Raw genomic sequence first — 17,885 nt, forward strand, 5'->3', positions numbered from 1 at the left:
AAATTGGTACCATCACCCATGCCAAACCCCTTTGAATACACCCTGCCGCAGGACGACTCAGACGCTAAACGCCTTAGCCAGCTGCTAGGCCAAAGTTTTGTGGTCGATCCTGATGCCGAGCTAAGCTACATGACCCGCATTGGCTACCAGCAGATGCGAATCATGCGCCAGGGAGAAGCCCTGCTCGGTGGACTTGCTATTTTGCCGATGGGCCAGTGGTTTGGCGGCCAAAGAGTCACCATGAGCGGCATTGCTGCCGTGTGCATTGCGCCCGAAGCCCGAGGCAGCGGCGCGGCTCTGGCAATGATGCAGCAAACACTCCTGGAGCTACACAAAAATCGGGTGCCCCTCTCCACGCTCTACCCCGCAGTGCAGCAGCTCTACCGACGTGCCGGCTACGAGCAGGGCGGCACCTACTGCCACTGGACCGTTAATCCTGCTGCCATTGCCGTCAAACAGTTACCCCTACCCCTCACCCCCATCACCCTAGAGCCAGCAACCTTAGCCCCCTTGGCCCAGCAGCAGGCGCGTCACCACAATGGACTGTTAGATCGACATCCCTTGATCTGGCAGTGGGTCATCTCTCCGCCCGATCAGCGTTGCTACGGCTACGTCATCGGCCCCGCCGAAGCCCCAGAAGGCTATCTTGTCTTCACCCAGATCCGCACCGAATCAGGCACCCGGCTAAAAATTCTCGACTGGAACGCCCTAACGCCCCAAGCCGTCACCAGTCTGTGGGCTTTTTTAGCTAGCCACCGCTCCCAGATTGAGCAAATCCAGTGGATTGGTGGAGCAATTGACTGGCTATCCCTGGGCCTGCCAGAGCAAACTGCCAAACTACACAGCATCAGTCGCTGGATGACCCGCATCGTCTGCGTACCCGAAGCACTAGAGGCGCGGGGCTATCCCTCATCCCTCACAGGAGAGCTGCATTTGGCCATTACCGACGACCTGCTGCCCGAGAACCAAGGTAACTGGCTGCTGACGCTAGACCAGGGCCAAAGCCATATCACCCAAGGCGGCCGAGGCGAACTTAAACTCAGCATTCGCGGCCTAGCCTCCCTCTACACCGGCCTATTTTCCCCCCACCAACTCCAGCAAATGGGTTATTTAGACGGCCCAGAACCCTCACTCTCCCTAGCCGCTCAAGCCTTTGGTGGCGCTTCTCCCTGGCTGGCAGACTTCTTCTAGAGGACAGAGAGACGTGGGGAAGGGGACGCGGGGAGTTCAATCTTCAAGTTCCCCGGCCTTCCCCATCACCCCCACCTTCCCTATACCCCCTGCTCCCCGTGCCTCCACGCCTCCCATCTGTGCCTCCAACGACCAAATTCACCCCACCAGACTGTTACGCTTGTCATAACAAGTGTGGAGCTGCCTATGCCCGAGCAGATGTGGAGAAACCACGACCTCAAATCTTCCTACGATGTGGTGATTGTGGGTGGCGGTGCCCACGGACTGGCCACAGCCTATTACTTAGCCACGCATCACGGCATCACCAACGTGGCGGTGCTAGAGCAAAAGTACGTGGGCTTTGGGGCCTCGGGCCGCAACACTGCCATTCTTCGGGCCAACTACCGCACGGCAGAGGGCATTCGCTTCTACAACCAGAGCCTGAAGCTGTATGAAAATCTGGCTCAGGCGCTAGACTTCAACCTCATGTTTAGTCAGCAGGGACACTTCACCCTGGGCCACAGCACCGCTTCGATGACGGCCCTGACTACCCGCGCTGAGATGAACAAGGCCGAGGGTGTGGACAGCTATATGGTGACACCCCCAGAAATTAAGCGAATGATTCCGGAGATCGACATTTCCAGTCGGCCCCGCTACCCGATTCTGGGTGCTCTATATCATCCCCCTGGCGGCATCATCCGCCACGACGCGGTGGTTTGGGGCTTTGCCCGAGGGGCCGATCGCAATGGCGTTCACGTTCACCAACTCACCCAGGTAGAAGACATTCTCACGGAGGGCGATCGCATTGTCGGTGTCAAGACTAATCGCGGCACTGTGGGCTGTGGGGCCGTTGTCTCAGCAACGGCTGGCTGGAGTTCAGAAATTTGTCGGTTAGTCGGCATTAAGCTGCCCATTGCCACCCATCCCCTTCAGGCGTTTGTGACGCAAGGGCTCAAGCCTTGGCTGCACCACGTCGTCGTCAGCTCAACGCTGCATATCTACTTGAGCCAGAGCGATCGCGGTGAACTAGTTTGTGGTGGTGCCGTCGATAGTTTCCCCCAATATTCCCTCCGCTCCACACTAGATGTGCTGGAGAGCTATGCAATGCACGTGCTGGAGCTATTCCCGATGCTGCACAACATCAAGGTGCAGCGGCAGTGGGCCGGGATGTGCGATATGACTCCAGACTATGCGCCCATCCTCTCGCCTATCGATGCCTACCAAAACTTCTACATTACCTGCGGCTGGGGCACCTGGGGCTTTAAGGCAGCCCCAGCCAGCGGCTATAACATGGCCGAACTGGTAGCCACTGGCAGCGTTCCTGCCACCATTGCCCCCTTCAGCTACGACCGTTTCCTCAAAAACCAGCTGCTGGGTGAAAAAGCCGCCGCCTCAGTCGGCAGTTAACCCAGGTAATACCCTCTCCTTAAAAAGACGCTGCCCTGGGCACAGCCCCCTGTGCCTCTAATGCCAGTTCCAGAAAAAAGTGCTGCAGATGGGGGTGGGAGAGTGGATGGGTGGATGAGTAGCGGCTATCTAGAGAATTGGTATAGATAGGCGTCTCTGTAGGCAAACTTTAGCGAACTGATAGAAAGCGGAGACGCAGTGGAAGATAGGCAACCTGCTTTCCACCGCGTCTCTACTCTCCGCGTTCCCGCGTCTCTCAAAAATCGTCAATCTCGACTATCAAACCATTAGGTTTCAGAGGTTGAAGATTTATTCAAGGTTGGGGTAAGGTAAGCAACCAAAAGGCCAATGGCAAATCCTGCACAGTTGCGGATCAGCGGCAGCAGATCATGGGTGCGGGTGACGACGGGACCAATCCCAAAGGCAATGAAGAGAATGCCCCATAGCGGCGAGAAGATCAGCGCCCACTGCCAGGCAAAGGCCTGACCTTCCTTGCGGGGATGGGCCGCAAAGCCACAAACCACCCCACCTACAACAGAAGTAATCAGCGTCAAAATCCACTGTTCTTGGGGCAGGCCGGGGACGACCTGACAGCCGCCTTGGCGCAGGCACTGCTCAATGGAGCCGAGGGCTTCGAGAATAGAGTTGTCTTCACCGTTTTCTCGAACAAAAAATTGGTTGCCGTAGCGAGTTTGCAGTTCAATCCAGAAGGTGCGGGGCAGCAGGTCGTATACGGCATCTCCCACGCTGAAGTTAAGGAGGTTACCGCCTCGCGGATCGGCCACTAGCATGATGCTGTGGTCATCTAGGCCCCAAAAGTCTTTTACGGCTCGACCAGGGGTGCGGTCGTACTGGGTAAGCACGCGCAGCTTCCATCCAGTCTCTTGCTCTAACTGAGATAAGCGGTCGTTCAGCGTGCCTTCCTGCACCTCGGTCAGGGACTTGGCCAGATCAATAATCGAGGTGGGCTCGTCTGGCAGCAGATCCGGGTTGTCGTAGGCATGGGCCGCTGGCATGACTCCCCAGGAGGCAAGAAACACCAAACACACCATTGCCACCTGAACGGTGACTTTGGCAAGAGATCTTATAGAGGAGTGAGGCATAGCGGATCGCACTCTTAATAGGGCTAAAAACGAGTGCCCAAACCGACAGCAGACACAATTGGCGGCTGCCTCTGGGCCTCGTTCAACTTTGTTACAGTTGTTTACTTAATTCTAATAATATGGACGGATGAAAGAAACCGTCAATCAACGTCAGCAATTTCATGGCCTGGCTCTGTAGGCTGGCTCAGATTAGAGGGGTCTATCAACTCCTCTGGCATAGAGGCTTGGGGCAGTTTTTGCTGGGTCGGCGTGGGCGCTGGCCGCGCTCTACGATCGGTTGCTGGGAGCCGGGACTTGGGGGCTGATGGAGCAGAGCCCTGGAGCGATCTCAACTCAGGACTGCTGCCATTTCCTTTGCGAGTGCGGGATGGGGCAGGCCGATCTGAAGTGATGGCGGGGGGACGCGATCGCAAATTACGCCCCTGCGGCGAATATTTCTTGGTAGCAGGTGGACGCTGCCAGGCTTGCCAGGCGGCTTTAACCCCAGCCATGAGGCTCTGAGTGCCTACCTGTAGCTGCTGGGCCTGATGCCGAGCCGAGCTCACGCTCTGATCGACCTGCTGAATAACTTTGCCCGCCTGATTGACCCCTTCACTCACCTCATCAGTCAGCTCTGTAAGCTCCAGCCCGGTCAGCCGAATGGCCTCTAGGGTAGGCGGTAGTTCCCGATTAAGCGTGTCAAACAGTTTCTCCGCGCTGCGTGAGGCCCGCCCTAATTCACGCAGCGCTGGCACTGCCGCCATCAGCACTGCTGTCAGACTCACGGCTACCAGCAGGAGAGACAGTGCCAGCCAGAAGAGAGGATCAAACACAGGAAAAAGATTAGGGAAACACTACTCAGCTGTGGACTTGCCCACCCCTACAGAGCGGGGCTGACGGGAGAGGGTTTCGTATTCCCGCTGGCTAGCGACTTGGCCCGCTGCAATGGCCTCGCGTAGACGATTGAGGGTCTGCTCCCAGTTACTTAGGGCTGTCTCAGACAGTCGGTCAGCCTGCAGCTGCACCGAAGTCGAGAGGTCTTCGACCAGTTCTGGCAGCGCATCTGCTGACTTCTTTAAGATCTGCCGCGTTTCCCGACCCGTTCGGGGAGCTACCAACAGCCCAGTCACCGCTCCAATTGCGGCCCCAATCATCACACCGCCCAAAAACGAGCCTGATTTGCCTGACATATGTCTCTCCCAGCCAGCCTTGACGACACCACACTGTTTCTAGTTTCTACACCGTTGCTTCAAGAGCAAAGTTGCTTTGAGCGCAAACTTCTTTAAACCATAGCGCCATTACCGGCGAAAAAAGCGGCGTTTACGGCCCTGCCTAAAGCCACTCTCTGGTTTGCGCCGCACCCACCGCCATCCCAGCGGGAGCAGCCCTACCAGCGCTATTAGCTGCTGTAGCTGGCTGATTTGCCGCTGTAGCTGACTGTAGTGCGATCGCAGCTCGGCAGCCCCTCGCTGCCCCACCAAAATTAGTTCCGGGGTGGTTTCAGCGTGCAGCAGACGGTGGCTCTGGCGTTCCCAGGCAGCCAGCGCATCCGCCATCTGGGCCAGACTAGCGCGCCAGCACCAGATGCGCCAAGCCGTGTAGAAACCCAGCAGGGAAACTAAGATATTGATGCTGACAACAACTGCAACCACAGAGCTGACTCCCTAGTCACCAGGCAACTTTTCGCCCCAACAGCTTTGTGCAAGATCTCACATTGAGCAGGGCCACCAAGCACTTTGATGTGGCTAAATCATATCTGTAATCTCAGCTCACTGTCGTTCATAAACCCTAGTTAGGGTTAAGGCATGGTTCAAACCGTCTCCCAAGTCCTCCAGGTTGACCCCCGCAGCGGCCAAGACCCGCCGCAGGGAGCAGCCACCGGCCCCTTCAAAACCCTCACAGCAGCGCTGCGGCAGGCCAGCGGAAATACCCTGATCCAGCTGGCTCCGGGCACCTACACCCAAGAGAGCGGTGAGAGTTTCCCCCTGGTTTTACCCGCTAACACCCTGCTCAGCGGCGATGAAGCTAATCAGGGCAAGGCGGTCATTATCCGAGGAGGAGGCCCTTTTCGAGGCAGCCAGCTGGGAGAACGTAGCTTCACGCTGGTGCTGCAGGGCGAGGCCCAGGTGCGAGGCGTGACCATTACCAACCCCCAGGGCGTTGGCATTGGCATTGAGATGGGGCGGCCTTTGGTGCGGGCCAGTCAGATTCTCCAGTGCAGCCAAGATGGTATTGCGATCGCAGGTGCGGCCATGCCCGCTATTCTCGACTGCCAAATTGAGAGCATCGGCAGCAACGGCATTTTGTTTAGCCAGCGAGCCAAGGGGGAGGTGCGGCGCTGCGGCCTGCGGCGGTGTGGCTACGGCATTGCCATCCAAGACGAAGCGGCTCCCCTAGTGAGCGAGAGCCAGTGTGTCAACAACCGGGTCGGCATCGGTATCTTCAAGACAGCCCGGCCCGTACTGCGGCGCAACCAGCTGGCGCAGAACCAGTCCGTTGGGCTGCTGGTACAGCAGACAGCCTGGCCAGATCTCGGCCAGCCCCAAGATCCGGGGGGCAACGTGATGCGCTACAACACCGAGGCCGACGTGCTGAATGAAACCGGTCGAGCCTTGATTTCTGTGGGGAACGATGTCTTGCCACAGCAGCTAAAAGGGCCAATTTCTCTAGGGGCTAGCCAGGTTCCCGAGGTGGGAGCGGTGCCGCCGGTTCTAATTGGCAGCACTCAGGTCGGCCAGCCTGCCCCAGGAGGCCAACCCACGCCAGGCAGCACAGTGCTGCAGCCACCCGTTTCTAGTGGAGCGACTAGCCGCTTTAGGGATATGGTCGGGCACTGGGCCGCTGCTTACGTAGAGGCGCTGGCAGCAAGAGGACTGGTTCGGGGACTAGAAGACGGCAGCTTTCAGCCTAACCGAGCGGTGACGCGGGCTGAATTTGCCGCACTCATGGTGTCTAGCTTTCCAGCGGTGCCTGAGAGCAAACCTGCCGTTCGATTTGTCGATGTGGGGACCGGTTTTTGGGCTCAAGGCGCGATCGCAAAAGCCCAGCGACAGGGGTTTCTCAGCGGCTTTCCAGACCAAACCTTTCGCCCCAATGAGACGATCAGCCGAATTCAGGGGATTGTTGCGATCGCAAACGGCCTGGGCCTACCCACTGGACCTGCCAGCAGCCTAGTGGTCTACCGAGATCGGGCGCAAATTCCTAGCTATGCCGTCTCAGCCACTGCTGCCGCCACGCAAAATCGGCTCATTCTCAATTTTCCTGACCCTAACCAGCTCCGCCCCCTGGCCGCCCTCACCCGTGCCGAAGTGGCTACTCTGGTCTATCAGGGGCTGGTCTACCAGAACAAAGCCCCCGTCATCGAATCTGGGCTGATTCCCCGGCTCAGCGACTCCGCACCTGGATTTAGTGACCTGTCAGGTCACTGGGCTAGGCCCTTCATCGAAGGACTAGCTCAGCATCAGCTGATCAGCGGCCTAGAAGCCGGCCAGTTTGCCCCTAATGCTGCCATGACGCGGGCTCAGTACGCGGCTCTGCTAGCCAGAGCATTTCAGCCCCAGCCCAAACAGCCCCCTACTAGCTTCGTGGACGTGCCGCCTAACTTCTGGGCGGCCGATGCGATTCAGATGGCCTACCGGGCCGGTTTTCTATCGGGGTTTCCAGACTATACCTTTGCCCCTGACCATTCTCTGCTGCGGGTGCAGGCCTGGGTGTCGCTGGTCAACGGCCTGGCGCTACTGGCAGAGCAGCCGAGCAATCCTAGCCTGCTCAGTCGCTTTGTTGATAGCCAAACCATCCCAGCCTATGCCCTCAATGCCGTTGCCAAGGCGACCCAGCTGGGCCTAGTGGTCAATGCGCCCGACCTGCAGCAGCTCCGCCCCAACCAGGTAGCCAGCCGAGCTGACATTGCTGCTGCCGTCTATCAAGCCCTGGTGGTACAGCAGCGACTACCGGCAATCACTAGCCAGTACATCGTCAAAGTCTAGGTAAGCGCAATTCGCCATTTTTCCCTGACCGATAAAATGTAACAATATATGTTTAATCTCTTAATGCTTCAATAGGAAAAATTGGTATGGCCGAAATTCAATTTGCCCGTGGGATCGCTGAAGAAGTTATCCCCGATGTTAAGATGACCCGCGCTAAAGATGGCACCAACGGGACAGCCACCTTTTACTTCGACTACCCCAAAGCCCTGTCTCAGGAAGGCATCGAGATTACGGGGATGTATCTGGTCGATGAGGAAGGCGAACTGGTCAGCCGAGACGTCAACGGCAAATTCGTCAACGGGGAGCCTGCTGGCATCGAAGCTCGATACATCATCAAGAGCGTTGAGGAATGGGAGCGGTTTATGCGCTTCATGAACCGCTACGCCGAACAAAACGGATTGGGCTTCACCAAGAGCTAACCCCCTCCCATGACAGTCCCCCACCCCGATACACTTAACCAGCCGGTTGCCTGCGCCGTTGTCACGCTCAGTGATACTCGCACTGCTGCTACTGACAGTAGCGGTCAACTGATGCAAAAGCTGCTGACCGAGGCCGGACATCGAGTGGGGGATTATCAAATTCTGCCAGACGAGCCCAATCAGATCCGGGCGCTACTCTCGGCCTATTGCCTGCAGCCCCAGATTCAGGCAGTCATCTGCAGCGGCGGTACCGGCATTGCCCCCCGCGACACCACCTATGATGCGATCGCAGCCTTGCTGGAAAAAGAACTGCCGGGCTTTGGCGAGATTTTTCGCTACTTGAGCTACCAGGAGATAGGCTCACGTGCGATCGCATCTCGCGCTACGGCTGGCATCTACCAGTCCACCCTAATTTTCTCCCTTCCTGGCTCTAGCAAAGCAGTCAAGCTAGCGATGGAAGCCCTAATTTTGCCCGAATTGGTTCACCTCACCCGGTTAGTGAATAAACCCAATCAGGCAAACCCCTAGAATCATTCCGGCTCTCATGGTCTCAACAGCAAGCGGCACAGCAAAATGCTGCACCGCTTACCTGATTAGCATGAGTAGTGGGTCATCTCAAAACGTGGCAGGCCACTAGTAAGCGTCCTGTAGCTCATAGAAATCGGGCGAAATGTAGTCCTTACGCAGCGGCCAGCCAACCCAGTCTTCTGGCATCAGCAGACGCTTCAGATTGGGGTGCCCCTCGTAGAGGATGCCGTACATGTCGTAGCTTTCGCGCTCCTGCCAGTCAGCAGATTTCCAGATCCAGTAGACCGAAGGCACCCGTGGATTATCGCGCGGCAAAAAGACCTTGACCCGCACCTCTTCAGGCCGGTCGGCATCGTCTGCCAGCTTAATCAGGTGGTAAAAGCTGACTAGATCTCCACCAGGCCCCGTATCATAGGCTCCCTGGCACTGCAAATAGTTAAACCCGTAGGCATACAGAGCTGTGCAGATAGGGACTAAAAACTCAGCCTCGACCTTGAGCATTTCTACGCCCGAATGGTCGCGCTCCATGATGTCGTGGCCAAAGCCATTCTCAGTCAGCCAGCTAGAAACCGCCCCTGGTTCAACAATAGAGGCGATTTCAACCGATTCAACCGATTCAGCCGATTCTGTAGACTTGTTTTCTTCTTCAGCCATGCTTACACTTCCTCTTTCTGAACCGTCTCAATGAGCGCAGGCTCTACCGGCAGGCCCATTGACTCCATCAGTTCCTTGGGCGGAGCCTGACGAGTATCAGAACGCAGATAGCTGCCGGTCAAAATTGGATCGACAGAATTCAGGCCGTGGTTGCGGGTGTAGAACCGGTGGGTCTGCATTGTGTAAGCCCGTTCCTGCATAGACTCGTTGGCGATCTTTTTACGCAGCTTGATGATGGCATCAATGATCGCTTCTGGTCGGGGCGGGCAGCCAGGAATGTAAACATCAACCGGAATTAGCTTGTCTACGCCTCGCACCGCTGTCGGCGAGTCGCTGCTAAACATACCGCCGGTAATGGTGCAGGCTCCCATCGCAATGACGTATTTGGGGTCGGGCATCTGCTCATACAGCCGCACCAGAGCCGGGGCCATCTTCATGTTGATAGTGCCCGCAGTGATAATCAGGTCGGCCTGACGGGGGCTAGAGCGAGGCAGCAGGCCAAAGCGGTCAAAGTCAAAGCGAGAGCCAATTAGAGCCGCAAACTCAATAAAGCAGCAGGCTGTTCCGTAGAGCATGGGGAACAGGCTAGAAAGCCGGGTCCAGTTGTAGAGATCGTCAACGGTGGTGAGAATGACGTTCTCTGAGAGATCGTGGGTGATGCTGGGAGGAGCTGCAGGGTTCATCAACCGCTCATCCGGAGCAAGCAAAGCATTTTTAGGGGAAATTGAGCCAGGATTCATGACCATTCCAGTGCTCCTTTACGCCAAGCGTAGACAAGGCCGATAACAAGAATTGCAATAAAGATGAGTGCTTCAAGGAAAGCCAACAGGCCCAGCTGGTTGAATGCAACGGCCCAGGGGTAGAGGAAAACGGTTTCTACGTCAAAGATGACGAAAACCAGAGCAAACATGTAATAGCGAATGTTGAACTGAATCCAGGCGGCCCCCATCGGCTCCATGCCCGATTCGTAGGTGGTGCGCCGAGCAGGGCCGCGGCTGACAGGCCGCAACAGCCGAGATAGCCCCAGCGCCACTGCGGGCACCAGGCTAGAAATCAATAAGAAAACGAGGAAGTACTCGTAGCCACTTAAAACAAACACCAGTCTTTCACCGTAGGTAACACAAGGGAAAAAACGGTCGGGCGCTGCGACTCTCGTCACGCTCACTCCAGTTTACATCCCCACTTCTCTCTAGCAGATAGCCTCTGGCAAATGAAAACCTGCTCTGCTGGCTCGGTTGGAGTGCGATCGCAGCCAGACGCTCCAGTTGGGATCGGCTGGGATCAGAGGGAGGAGACCATTTGTGTCATAATTGTTAACACATCCTTATTTTAAAGCGGATGCGCCGAAGGTGCTATCTGTTCTGAAATAGCGATTCAGAATTGTCGTCATTAATGAGTCCTATGAGTGCCGAGTCTGAGACACCCCTACCCTCCTCAGCAGAGACTCCTGCGACTGAGATGCCTGCCGCTGAGGTTTCTGAAGCCGAGGCTCTGGCAACCCCGCTAGAGCCCAAGGATATGGATCGCTACGAGTGCCGCGCCTGTGGCTATGACTACGAGCCAGTCAAGGGCGATGACCGAGGGAAAATTCCAGCGGGCGTGCCCTTTGAGGAGATTCCTAACAGCTGGAAATGTCCCGTCTGCGGCGCTCAAAAAACTCAGTTCAGCAACATTGGCCCAGCAGGATCGCCTTCGGGCTTTAAGGAAAATTTGGGATACGGCTTGGGGGTTAATGCCATGCCGCCGGGTCAGAAGAACATTTTGATCTTTGGCAGTCTGGCGCTGGCAGTTCTGTTCTTTCTCAGCCTCTATGGCTTGCGGTAGGCCAGGACCGAGATTCCAACTAGTTTCCAAAGCGTTCTAGTTTTCAAAGCGTCTAGAGCCTAAGCCCTACACGCTTTACTCGCTTATTCCATCGGTTATTGCTATTAGATTAGGTTGTTTAAATCCAATGCATCCTGTATTGAGCTGGCTTAGAAGAGGGTTAGTGGTGGCCGTAGCTGCGATCGCACTGATGGCGACCGGCTGCTCTAACGCCTTCCTCCCCGACCTGCAGCAAAATCCCTGGAAAGTCATTCAGCTTCCAGTAGAAACCAATTTTTCTGATATCGCCTTTACTAAAGACCCCAACCACGGCTGGCTAGTCGGCAACCGCAGCAGCCTGCTAGAAACCCGCGATGGCGGCGAAACTTGGGAAGAGCGACAGCTAGAGCTGGGCGATCAGAGCTACACTTTTACCTCCGTTGATTTTGCTGGGGACGAAGGCTGGATTGTGGGCGACCCCAGCCTGCTGCTGCACACCACCGATGGCGGCACCACCTGGGAGAACTTGCCCCTCAGCGCCAAGCTGCCCGGCACTCCTTTTCTGGTGACGGCACTGGGGCCTAAGTCAGCTGAAATGGCAACCAACATCGGCGCTATCTACGTCACTCAAGACGGGGGACGCAACTGGAAAGGTTTGGTTGAAGGCGCTGTCGGCGTCGTTCGCAACATGGCCCGTTCAAAAGAGGGGCGCTATGTTGCTGTTTCATCTCGCGGCAACTTTTACTCCACCTGGGCTCCCGGTCAGCGAGAGTGGCTACCCCACAACCGGAAAAGCTCTCGCCGCCTGCAAAATATGGGCTTTGACGCCGAAGGTAAGCTCTGGCTAGTAGCTCGGGGCGGGCAAATCCGTTTCTCCGAAACCCTGGGCTCCGACGCCTTTTTAGACGCGATTACCCCTGAGTTTTCCACCAGTTGGGGGCTGCTAGATATCGCTTACCGCACCCCTCAAGAGCTTTGGGTAACCGGCGGCGGCGGCACCCTACTGTTCAGCCCAGATGGGGGCCAGACCTGGTTAAAAGACCAAGCCGTAGGCGATGTTCCTTCGAACCTCAACCGGATAATCTTTACCGATGCGAATCACGGGTATATCCTGGGTCAGCGGGGAGTTTTGCTGAAATACGAGGAATCTAGCAGCGCTGCTTAACCCGACAGGAAAAATAACTGCTTGTAAGGGCCTGCAGCGTTCCGTATGATTGTTATTAAGCTTTCTTTGCCTAAGTAGGAGACGTCGACATGGCAGGTACAACTGGCGAGCGTCCATTTTCGGACATTATCACCAGTGTTCGCTATTGGATTATCCATAGCATCACGATCCCCATGCTGTTTATTGCCGGGTGGCTGTTTGTGAGCACTGGGCTAGCCTATGATGCCTTTGGCACGCCCCGTCCCAACGAGTACTATCCCGACAACCAAATGCAGATTCCCATCATCAATGACCGCTTCGATGCGAAGCAGCAGATTGATGATTTCACATCACGTTAGCAGTTCAACTTGAGTTTGAAATAAGCCCTATGCAGTCCAACACACCCGGCGAAATTACCTATCCCATTTTCACCATACGCTGGCTGGCCGTACACACTCTGGCCGTCCCCACCGTATTTTTCCTAGGCGCAATCGCCGCAATGCAGTTCATTCAACGGTAGGAGACACTCGTGGATCGGATACCCAACCCTAATAAGCAGCCCGTCGAACTCAACCGAACATCCCTCTTTCTGGGCTTGCTGATGGTCTTTGTTCTAGGACTCTTATTTTCCAGCTACTTCTTTAACTAAACCCTGTTAGTCAGATTTGTCTGTCTAGTTTGCCAGACAAGCCTGACCCAAATTTTCTAGCTGTGTTTGAGATAAACGGTAGGAGGTGTTAGCAATGCTTCAAAGTGGTCGGATTCCTCTGTGGATTGTTGCAACTGTTGCAGGTACGGGCGTTTTAGTGGTTGTGGGCTTGTTCTTCTACGGGGCCTACGCCGGTGTCGGTTCTTCTATGTAGATTGGGCTGACCCGATTTTGGATTGCCTCATCTAGGTAAGAGAGATCGCAATAATTGCGATCTCTCTTGCTCTAAAATTGCCTCGAAATCGCCAGAAAGCTTTCCTGGCGATTTCGCATTTAAGGCTGACCAATGGGAAACTCGTCAAATTTGACGGCTGCCGAACTGGGTTGGCGGGTATCAAAGTAGTAGCTGCTGATCAGCCCAGTGCCCGTATCAAAAATGCTGAAAACGGTCACCTCATTGCTAGCCAAAAACGGCTGCGGAGTTTCCGTGTCGTTTGGCGGAGAGACCAGAGTCGGCATGACGGGTTCCAAACCGTTGGGATCGCCCGTAGCGGTGTAGTAGCTTGCGGTAAAGCCCGCATCCCCTGAAGGCACCGGACGCGCCTTGTCTTGCCAGTACGCCCCATAGGTATTGCCCACGTTAGAAGCTTCTAGGTAGTGGGTACCGCTGGGGCTAATAAAGCGATTCCAGAGGTGGGAGTGGCCGTAAAACACCAGGTCTACCCCAGCATTCTCCAACAGAGGCACTAGATCTCGCATGATTTGGTCGTCGGGCTTGGGGTATTCGTAGCGAACCGCCTTCAAACTGCCGTCGGGCCAGCGGTCATATACCGGCACCGGGTCGGCAAAGGGCGGCACGATGTTATCGCCCAGCGTATGCGGCGGATGGTGAAACATCACCACCTTATAGCGGGCCCGCCGAAAGGCCTCGCTGGCCAGCTCCTGCTGCAGCCACTGATACTGCAGGCTGCCTTGGGCAATAGACTCAAAGATGTGATGGCCATACCCCCAATTTTGGGGCGTGCCTAAATCCTGCTCTCGCTCCTGGTAGCGGCCTCTGGCTGTGGGGCTAAGATCCGGCGTGCGCCAAATTTGAGCCACGTAGAGCGACACCAGACGGACATCACCAAAGGTCACCGCATAGTAGCGAGACGTTTCCTCTGGCCGCTCTGGATTGAGCACCGAGGTCACGGGCAGGCTAAAAATTTCCTCATAGGTGTCTGAGTTAAAAGAGTTATTGACAATCCACTGGCGGCGCAGGCCAGGGTCGTTGCTGGGGTTGAATAGATCGACGTTGGCTTCATAGGTTTGCAGCGCGGCACTGCGGGGCAACGGGTTGCCGAACTGGGCATTGAGCGAGGCGCTACTGGAGTAGCGGCCCATGACCTCATGGTTACCGAGGGCTGGGAAGAGGGGAGCGTGCTGGATCAGCTCTCCCCCCCGGTAGCGGGTTGTCGTGCCGTTGCGCTCTAGAGAATAGTCGGCGCGGCCTTGGAGCGAGGGAAAAAAGGCATTGCCCAGAGCATGGTCAAACCACTCTGAAGCCCGATCGGGAATGTTCACCAGATCGCCTGCCAGAAACACGGCATCGACCTGACCTACGGTTTCCTGCACCTTTTGTAGGTTAGCTGGAGTCATGGGCATAAGCTGGTGGTCGGAGGTCAGCAGGATTTTAAGAGGCTGGCCTGGAGACGGTGCCGCAGCCAGGGTAAAGACGCGGCTTTTGACCACGCTGCCATCGTCGCGCTGGCTGATCACGTGGTAGGGCACACGAACGCCGGGGGATAGCCCGGTTACCACAGCTTCATGCCGCCAGATGGCACGGCGAACGGCCTGCTTTAAGTCTTGAAACTCAGGCTGGGTAACTTTAGAATCAGCATCTTCGCGGGTTCGGCTGAGTTGGGTGGTGGTTGCGATCGCACGCCGTTCGCCTTCGTTCCCAGCCTCCAGAACCTGCGTGCTCTGCCCCGGCTGGCCATAGATCACCTCGTGATCTTGACCCTCAAATTCTGTGAACCAGACCACCCGAGTTGAGGTCGAAGTTGGGTACTGTAGGAAGGGATCGCTCAACAGACCTGTCTTCATTACGACCGGCTCCTGTCCTTGAAATAAAGAAGAAACTCGTGGCTCAAGCGTCACCAGCAGCAACGTTGTTAGCACCAGCAAAAGGCCGGGTATCAGTAAAGTAAAGTCTTCACGCCGTCTCATAAACCCTGAGAACCCTCTTTAAAGCACCTCCAGCCTAGACTAGCCGCAATAGAGCCGCTTAAGAAACTGTCTGCGCAACTGTCATTAGCAAGAAAATGTTGTAACACTGAAAAGACCCGGTACTGAACTCGGATTACTCGAAGGAACTATGGCGTCCTGCCAGACTTCATCGCCCAAGCGCCGAAAGATCAAACTTTTCCTGGGAGCACCGCTGCTGCTGGCATCCTTGGCCTTCCATGGGCTAGTTTTGTCGCTGCCGATGCCGGGCGAAGAGACCGAAGAAGAGGCTGTCGTAGAGCCTGGCAGCCCTGAGGCACCCCTTGACGCCATTCAGGTGTCGCGGCTGCCCTCAGCGGCAACCCGCCCAGATCCGCCTTCGAATGAGGCTTCTACCAAAGCCAAACCACCCCCCACCGCTGCCCAACCTGCGGCTCCCACTGCCACCCCAGCCCCAGCTCAGGCCCAAGCACCGGCCCCAGTTCAAGCTGAGCCTGAGCAGCAGGCCGCTGCCGATCCGCCCCCACCGTCAGATTTAGAACCACTGCCCGCCGAACCTCCACCCCCCACGTTGGAGGAACGATTGCGTGATTCATCCTCCTACACGCCTAACAACCTCGCTAAAGAGGCAGCGGGCACCTCTGACTTCACCAACTGGTACCTCGCCGCCCTTTCTACTCAGGGCGACGGTTCGTCCCTAGAGATGGGGGACAAGGGTCTAGAGCCGCTGAGGATACAGTATCCGCTCAATACATGCCTGACCCCAGCCCCGGTAGAAGGCGGTCTAGGGGTAGTGGTTAATCCCGATGGTACGGTCAACCGAGAACCCGAGATCTTGGCCAGTACCGGCTACGACGTTCTAGATGATCAGGCGAAGGCTGCCATTTCTAACTATCCCTTCCCCCAGAGAGGGGCGCTGGTAGCCTATGGTCTGTCAGTCGTGGTGGAGTACGATGCAGCGACCTGTGTGCCGCCGAATTAGGTTTGATGCTCTTTCGTTAAAGGTGTGAGGCGCAAAGATCGGATGTTTGGGGCATTGAGCTTGCGATCGCACAAACCCGCTAGAACTCTAGCCGCAGCTGCACATAGTCAACTTCGACAGGCGTAAGGTTAGATAGGGTAATGCCGAGCAGGCGAACGGGCTGCTGCCGCTCCAGGTGGGCCAGCAGCAGGTCTTGGGCCAAGGGCAGAATTTCAGTGGGCTTGATCGGCTCTGGTAGAGTACGGCTGCGGGTGACCTGGCGGTAGCTGGCATATTTGATCTTGAGGGTGAGGGTGTGGCCCTGGCGGCGCTGCTGGATCAACCGCTCGCTAACTTCTGCCGCGATTTGCTGTAGAGCTTGAGTCATGCTGTCCAGGGTTTTTAGGTCGGTAGCAAAGGACTGTTCAGCCCCAATCGACTTACGGATACGGTTAGGATTGACCGGGCGCTCATCTTGGCCTCGGGCTACTCGGTAGTAGAATTGGCCCGCTTTGCCAAAGCGCCGCACCAGATCAGCTTCAGGCCACTGCTTCAGATCAGCGCCTGTGTAAATGCCGAGCGATCGCATTTTTGCCGCTGTTTTTTCACCAATACCGTGGAACTTCTCAATCGCCAGAGTTTCTACAAATGCCTCGGACTCTTCTGGAGCGATTAGGGTCAGGCCATCGGGCTTGTTCAAACCAGAGGCCATTTTGGCCAGAAATTTGTTGATCGACACCCCTGCCGAGGCCGTCAGATGAGTTTCCTTGAGAATGTCCTGCTTGATAGCCCGTGCGATCGCCATCGCGGAAGGAATGGCCCGCTTGTTCTCTGTCACATCTAAGTAGGCTTCATCTAGAGATAGGGGCTCAACCCAGTCCGTGTAGCGGTGAAAGACCTCTCGAATCTGCTGCGAGACCTGCCGATACACCTCAAACCGAGGCTTGACAAAGATTAGCTCTGGGCAGCGCTGCTGGGCAATGCGCGACGGCAGCGCCGAATGCACCCCAAATTGGCGGGCCTCGTAACTAGCAGCCGCCACGGCTCCCCGCTGATCGGGGCGACCGCCTACAGCAATCGGTTTGCCCCGGTAGGCCAAATGGTCGCGCTGCTCAACCGAGGCGAAGAAAGCGTCCATATCAATGTGGAGAATCTTGCGCAACTCAGCCATGTCAAGGCCTATCTCCAGAAGGACGGTTATACACCCTTAGGCAGAGAGCTTTCCAGACCCCCAATCCCACCCGCCTCTTCCACCATTTAAGTATGGATATTTTAGGCACGGTTACGTGCTGATACAGCGAAGGAGGACGACATGCTGCGCTCACCTTGGTCACCCATGGAATCTTTAGGCCCCAACTATCAACACATGGCAGCGCTCTGGTCGGCGCTGGCTCCCCTAGATGGCTTTGCCAGCCAGGCCGTTCCCTCTCTAGAACTGCGGGAAACCGAGGATAGCCTCTTAATTACCGTCACTCTACCTGGCCAAGATCTCAGGGATGTACAGGTGCAGGCCACACCCCACAGCCTGATGCTCGTTGGTCAACAGCAGCGCGGCTATCAAGACCGCTACGGCTACAGCGCTGGCTACGCGCAGTTTCAGCACACCATTCCCCTCCCCGTTCCGGTACAGGACGACCAGATGCAGGTTGCTTTCCAAGGAGAACTCCTAGTAGTGACGTTGCCTAAAGCTCGGCAGCAGCCGTTTTGGCGCAGCCCTACCCAAAAGCTGGGCACTGCACTGGAAGACTGGACGCTGATTGACGAGGTGAAGCACCAAGGCCACCGGCTAGGCCGAGGCTGGCGACAGTTCAAGCAGTGGCTGGGCCGACAGCTGCACCGGATAGGTGACTTACTTTTACAAGATTAGTCAGCGAAAT

22 protein-coding genes are annotated in these 17,885 nt (G+C 56.3%); 13 read left to right on the forward strand and 9 right to left on the reverse strand.

Annotated features, from left to right (window positions below):
* Positions 1-18 precede the first annotated feature (18 nt).
* Both H6G13_RS09120 and H6G13_RS09125 read left to right on the forward strand, forming a co-directional pair.
* The gene (locus H6G13_RS09120; RefSeq protein WP_190482802.1) at positions 19-1,191 is read left to right on the forward strand and encodes a GNAT family N-acetyltransferase; all 1,173 of its coding nucleotides are present in this window, start codon (positions 19-21) and stop codon (positions 1,189-1,191) included.
* Positions 1,192-1,377: 186 nt separating this feature from the next.
* Positions 1,378-2,577: an FAD-dependent oxidoreductase gene (locus tag H6G13_RS09125; RefSeq protein ID WP_190482803.1), complete on the forward strand. Its 1,200-nt coding sequence runs from the start codon at positions 1,378-1,380 to the stop codon at positions 2,575-2,577.
* Positions 2,578-2,864: 287 nt separating this feature from the next.
* On the opposite strand, the gene H6G13_RS09130 is transcribed toward H6G13_RS09125, so the two are convergent.
* The 4 genes from H6G13_RS09130 to H6G13_RS09145 all read right to left on the reverse strand — a co-directional run bounded on the left by H6G13_RS09130 (position 2,865) and on the right by H6G13_RS09145 (position 5,311).
* Positions 2,865-3,629, reverse strand: a complete 765-nt coding sequence (locus tag H6G13_RS09130; RefSeq protein ID WP_190482960.1) for a TPM domain-containing protein — start codon at positions 3,627-3,629, stop codon at positions 2,865-2,867.
* A 191-nt stretch (positions 3,630-3,820) separates the two neighbouring features.
* Entirely contained in the window at positions 3,821-4,492 is a 672-nt protein-coding gene (locus H6G13_RS28630; RefSeq protein WP_347277445.1) for a DUF948 domain-containing protein, read from the reverse strand.
* A gap of 21 nt (positions 4,493-4,513) precedes the next feature.
* The gene (locus H6G13_RS09140; protein ID WP_190482804.1) at positions 4,514-4,849 is read right to left on the reverse strand and encodes a YtxH domain-containing protein; all 336 of its coding nucleotides are present in this window, start codon (positions 4,847-4,849) and stop codon (positions 4,514-4,516) included.
* Between the two features lie 108 nt (positions 4,850-4,957).
* Positions 4,958-5,311, reverse strand: a complete 354-nt coding sequence (locus H6G13_RS09145) for a hypothetical protein (protein WP_190482805.1) — start codon at positions 5,309-5,311, stop codon at positions 4,958-4,960.
* A gap of 153 nt (positions 5,312-5,464) precedes the next feature.
* Here H6G13_RS09145 and H6G13_RS09150 point away from each other — a divergent pair, with 153 nt between their 5' ends.
* The 3 genes from H6G13_RS09150 to H6G13_RS09160 all read left to right on the forward strand — a co-directional run bounded on the left by H6G13_RS09150 (position 5,465) and on the right by H6G13_RS09160 (position 8,592).
* Positions 5,465-7,645, forward strand: coding sequence for an S-layer homology domain-containing protein (locus H6G13_RS09150; RefSeq protein WP_190482806.1), 2,181 nt, complete (start codon positions 5,465-5,467; stop codon positions 7,643-7,645).
* A gap of 86 nt (positions 7,646-7,731) precedes the next feature.
* Positions 7,732-8,064: a photosystem II reaction center protein Psb28 gene (gene psb28 / locus H6G13_RS09155; RefSeq protein ID WP_190482807.1), complete on the forward strand. Its 333-nt coding sequence runs from the start codon at positions 7,732-7,734 to the stop codon at positions 8,062-8,064.
* A gap of 9 nt (positions 8,065-8,073) precedes the next feature.
* Complete coding sequence (locus H6G13_RS09160) at positions 8,074-8,592, forward strand: molybdenum cofactor biosynthesis protein B (RefSeq protein ID WP_190482808.1); 519 nt, start codon at positions 8,074-8,076, stop codon at positions 8,590-8,592.
* Positions 8,593-8,697: 105 nt separating this feature from the next.
* Here the strand turns inward: H6G13_RS09160 and H6G13_RS09165 are convergent, their stop codons facing one another.
* From H6G13_RS09165 to ndhC, 3 genes are read right to left on the reverse strand one after another with little or no spacing between them, the layout of a single operon-like run.
* The gene (locus tag H6G13_RS09165) at positions 8,698-9,246 is read right to left on the reverse strand and encodes an NAD(P)H-quinone oxidoreductase subunit J (RefSeq protein ID WP_190482809.1); all 549 of its coding nucleotides are present in this window, start codon (positions 9,244-9,246) and stop codon (positions 8,698-8,700) included.
* A 2-nt stretch (positions 9,247-9,248) separates the two neighbouring features.
* Positions 9,249-9,929 carry an NADH dehydrogenase subunit K gene (locus H6G13_RS09170; protein ID WP_347277454.1) on the reverse strand — a complete coding sequence of 227 codons (681 nt, stop codon included), beginning with the start codon at positions 9,927-9,929 and terminating at the stop codon, positions 9,249-9,251.
* A 53-nt stretch (positions 9,930-9,982) separates the two neighbouring features.
* The gene (gene ndhC / locus H6G13_RS09175; RefSeq protein WP_190482962.1) at positions 9,983-10,345 is read right to left on the reverse strand and encodes a photosynthetic/respiratory NAD(P)H-quinone oxidoreductase subunit C; all 363 of its coding nucleotides are present in this window, start codon (positions 10,343-10,345) and stop codon (positions 9,983-9,985) included.
* 359 nt (positions 10,346-10,704) lie between these two features.
* On the opposite strand from ndhC, the gene H6G13_RS09180 reads away from it, so the two are divergent.
* From H6G13_RS09180 to H6G13_RS09205, 6 genes are all read left to right on the forward strand, one after another.
* Entirely contained in the window at positions 10,705-11,070 is a 366-nt protein-coding gene (locus H6G13_RS09180) for a rubredoxin (protein ID WP_347277455.1), read from the forward strand.
* A gap of 127 nt (positions 11,071-11,197) precedes the next feature.
* Positions 11,198-12,214, forward strand: coding sequence for a photosynthesis system II assembly factor Ycf48 (locus tag H6G13_RS09185; RefSeq protein ID WP_190482811.1), 1,017 nt, complete (start codon positions 11,198-11,200; stop codon positions 12,212-12,214).
* A gap of 89 nt (positions 12,215-12,303) precedes the next feature.
* A complete protein-coding gene (gene psbE / locus H6G13_RS09190) occupies positions 12,304-12,552 on the forward strand; it encodes a cytochrome b559 subunit alpha (RefSeq protein WP_190482812.1) in 249 nt (82 codons plus the stop codon).
* A 29-nt stretch (positions 12,553-12,581) separates the two neighbouring features.
* Positions 12,582-12,713: a cytochrome b559 subunit beta gene (psbF, locus tag H6G13_RS09195; RefSeq protein WP_190482813.1), complete on the forward strand. Its 132-nt coding sequence runs from the start codon at positions 12,582-12,584 to the stop codon at positions 12,711-12,713.
* A gap of 9 nt (positions 12,714-12,722) precedes the next feature.
* On the forward strand, positions 12,723-12,842 hold the full coding sequence (locus H6G13_RS09200; RefSeq protein WP_190482814.1) for a photosystem II reaction center protein L: 120 nt from the start codon (positions 12,723-12,725) through the stop codon (positions 12,840-12,842).
* A gap of 94 nt (positions 12,843-12,936) precedes the next feature.
* Positions 12,937-13,056 (forward strand): photosystem II reaction center protein J, encoded by a 120-nt coding sequence (locus H6G13_RS09205; protein WP_190482815.1) that lies wholly within the window; start codon positions 12,937-12,939, stop codon positions 13,054-13,056.
* Positions 13,057-13,175: 119 nt separating this feature from the next.
* Here H6G13_RS09205 and H6G13_RS09210 read toward each other — a convergent pair whose 3' ends face one another.
* On the reverse strand, positions 13,176-15,050 hold the full coding sequence (locus H6G13_RS09210; RefSeq protein ID WP_190482816.1) for a metallophosphoesterase: 1,875 nt from the start codon (positions 15,048-15,050) through the stop codon (positions 13,176-13,178).
* A gap of 148 nt (positions 15,051-15,198) precedes the next feature.
* Between H6G13_RS09210 and H6G13_RS09215 the strand changes: the two genes are divergently transcribed.
* Positions 15,199-16,029 carry a hypothetical protein gene (locus H6G13_RS09215; RefSeq protein ID WP_190482817.1) on the forward strand — a complete coding sequence of 277 codons (831 nt, stop codon included), beginning with the start codon at positions 15,199-15,201 and terminating at the stop codon, positions 16,027-16,029.
* Positions 16,030-16,108: 79 nt separating this feature from the next.
* Here H6G13_RS09215 and dinB read toward each other — a convergent pair whose 3' ends face one another.
* Complete coding sequence (dinB, locus tag H6G13_RS09220; protein WP_190482818.1) at positions 16,109-17,179, reverse strand: DNA polymerase IV; 1,071 nt, start codon at positions 17,177-17,179, stop codon at positions 16,109-16,111.
* A gap of 141 nt (positions 17,180-17,320) precedes the next feature.
* Here dinB and H6G13_RS09225 point away from each other — a divergent pair, with 141 nt between their 5' ends.
* Positions 17,321-17,875 (forward strand): Hsp20/alpha crystallin family protein, encoded by a 555-nt coding sequence (locus tag H6G13_RS09225; protein WP_190482819.1) that lies wholly within the window; start codon positions 17,321-17,323, stop codon positions 17,873-17,875.
* The last annotated feature ends 10 nt before the right edge of the window (positions 17,876-17,885 follow it).

Origin of the sequence: Pseudanabaena sp. FACHB-2040, from assembly GCF_014696715.1 — a bacterium.
Classification (GTDB): domain Bacteria; phylum Cyanobacteriota; class Cyanobacteriia; order Phormidesmidales; family Phormidesmidaceae; genus JACVSF01.

Bases quoted from the DNA above. Each gene is read 5' to 3' on its own strand.
- psb28 (WP_190482807.1), top strand. From the start codon at position 7,732: ATGGCCGAAATTCAATTTGCCCGTGGGATCGCTGAAGAAGTTATCCCC.
- H6G13_RS09160 (WP_190482808.1), top strand. From the start codon at position 8,074: ATGACAGTCCCCCACCCCGATACACTTAACCAGCCGGTTGCCTGCGCC.
- H6G13_RS09170 (WP_347277454.1), bottom strand. From the start codon at position 9,929: ATGAACCCTGCAGCTCCTCCCAGCATCACCCACGATCTCTCAGAGAAC.
- H6G13_RS09180 (WP_347277455.1), top strand. From the start codon at position 10,705: ATGCCTGCCGCTGAGGTTTCTGAAGCCGAGGCTCTGGCAACCCCGCTA.
- H6G13_RS09185 (WP_190482811.1), top strand. From the start codon at position 11,198: ATGCATCCTGTATTGAGCTGGCTTAGAAGAGGGTTAGTGGTGGCCGTA.
- H6G13_RS09225 (WP_190482819.1), top strand. From the start codon at position 17,321: ATGCTGCGCTCACCTTGGTCACCCATGGAATCTTTAGGCCCCAACTAT.
- dinB (WP_190482818.1), bottom strand. From the start codon at position 17,179: ATGGCTGAGTTGCGCAAGATTCTCCACATTGATATGGACGCTTTCTTC.
- H6G13_RS09130 (WP_190482960.1), bottom strand. From the start codon at position 3,629: ATGGTGTGTTTGGTGTTTCTTGCCTCCTGGGGAGTCATGCCAGCGGCC.
- H6G13_RS09150 (WP_190482806.1), top strand. From the start codon at position 5,465: ATGGTTCAAACCGTCTCCCAAGTCCTCCAGGTTGACCCCCGCAGCGGC.
- psbF (WP_190482813.1), top strand. From the start codon at position 12,582: ATGCAGTCCAACACACCCGGCGAAATTACCTATCCCATTTTCACCATA.
- H6G13_RS09120 (WP_190482802.1), top strand. From the start codon at position 19: ATGCCAAACCCCTTTGAATACACCCTGCCGCAGGACGACTCAGACGCT.
- H6G13_RS09165 (WP_190482809.1), bottom strand. From the start codon at position 9,246: ATGGCTGAAGAAGAAAACAAGTCTACAGAATCGGCTGAATCGGTTGAA.
- H6G13_RS09215 (WP_190482817.1), top strand. From the start codon at position 15,199: ATGGCGTCCTGCCAGACTTCATCGCCCAAGCGCCGAAAGATCAAACTT.
- psbE (WP_190482812.1), top strand. From the start codon at position 12,304: ATGGCAGGTACAACTGGCGAGCGTCCATTTTCGGACATTATCACCAGT.
- H6G13_RS09210 (WP_190482816.1), bottom strand. From the start codon at position 15,050: ATGAGACGGCGTGAAGACTTTACTTTACTGATACCCGGCCTTTTGCTG.
- H6G13_RS09140 (WP_190482804.1), bottom strand. From the start codon at position 4,849: ATGTCAGGCAAATCAGGCTCGTTTTTGGGCGGTGTGATGATTGGGGCC.
- H6G13_RS09205 (WP_190482815.1), top strand. From the start codon at position 12,937: ATGCTTCAAAGTGGTCGGATTCCTCTGTGGATTGTTGCAACTGTTGCA.
- H6G13_RS09125 (WP_190482803.1), top strand. From the start codon at position 1,378: ATGCCCGAGCAGATGTGGAGAAACCACGACCTCAAATCTTCCTACGAT.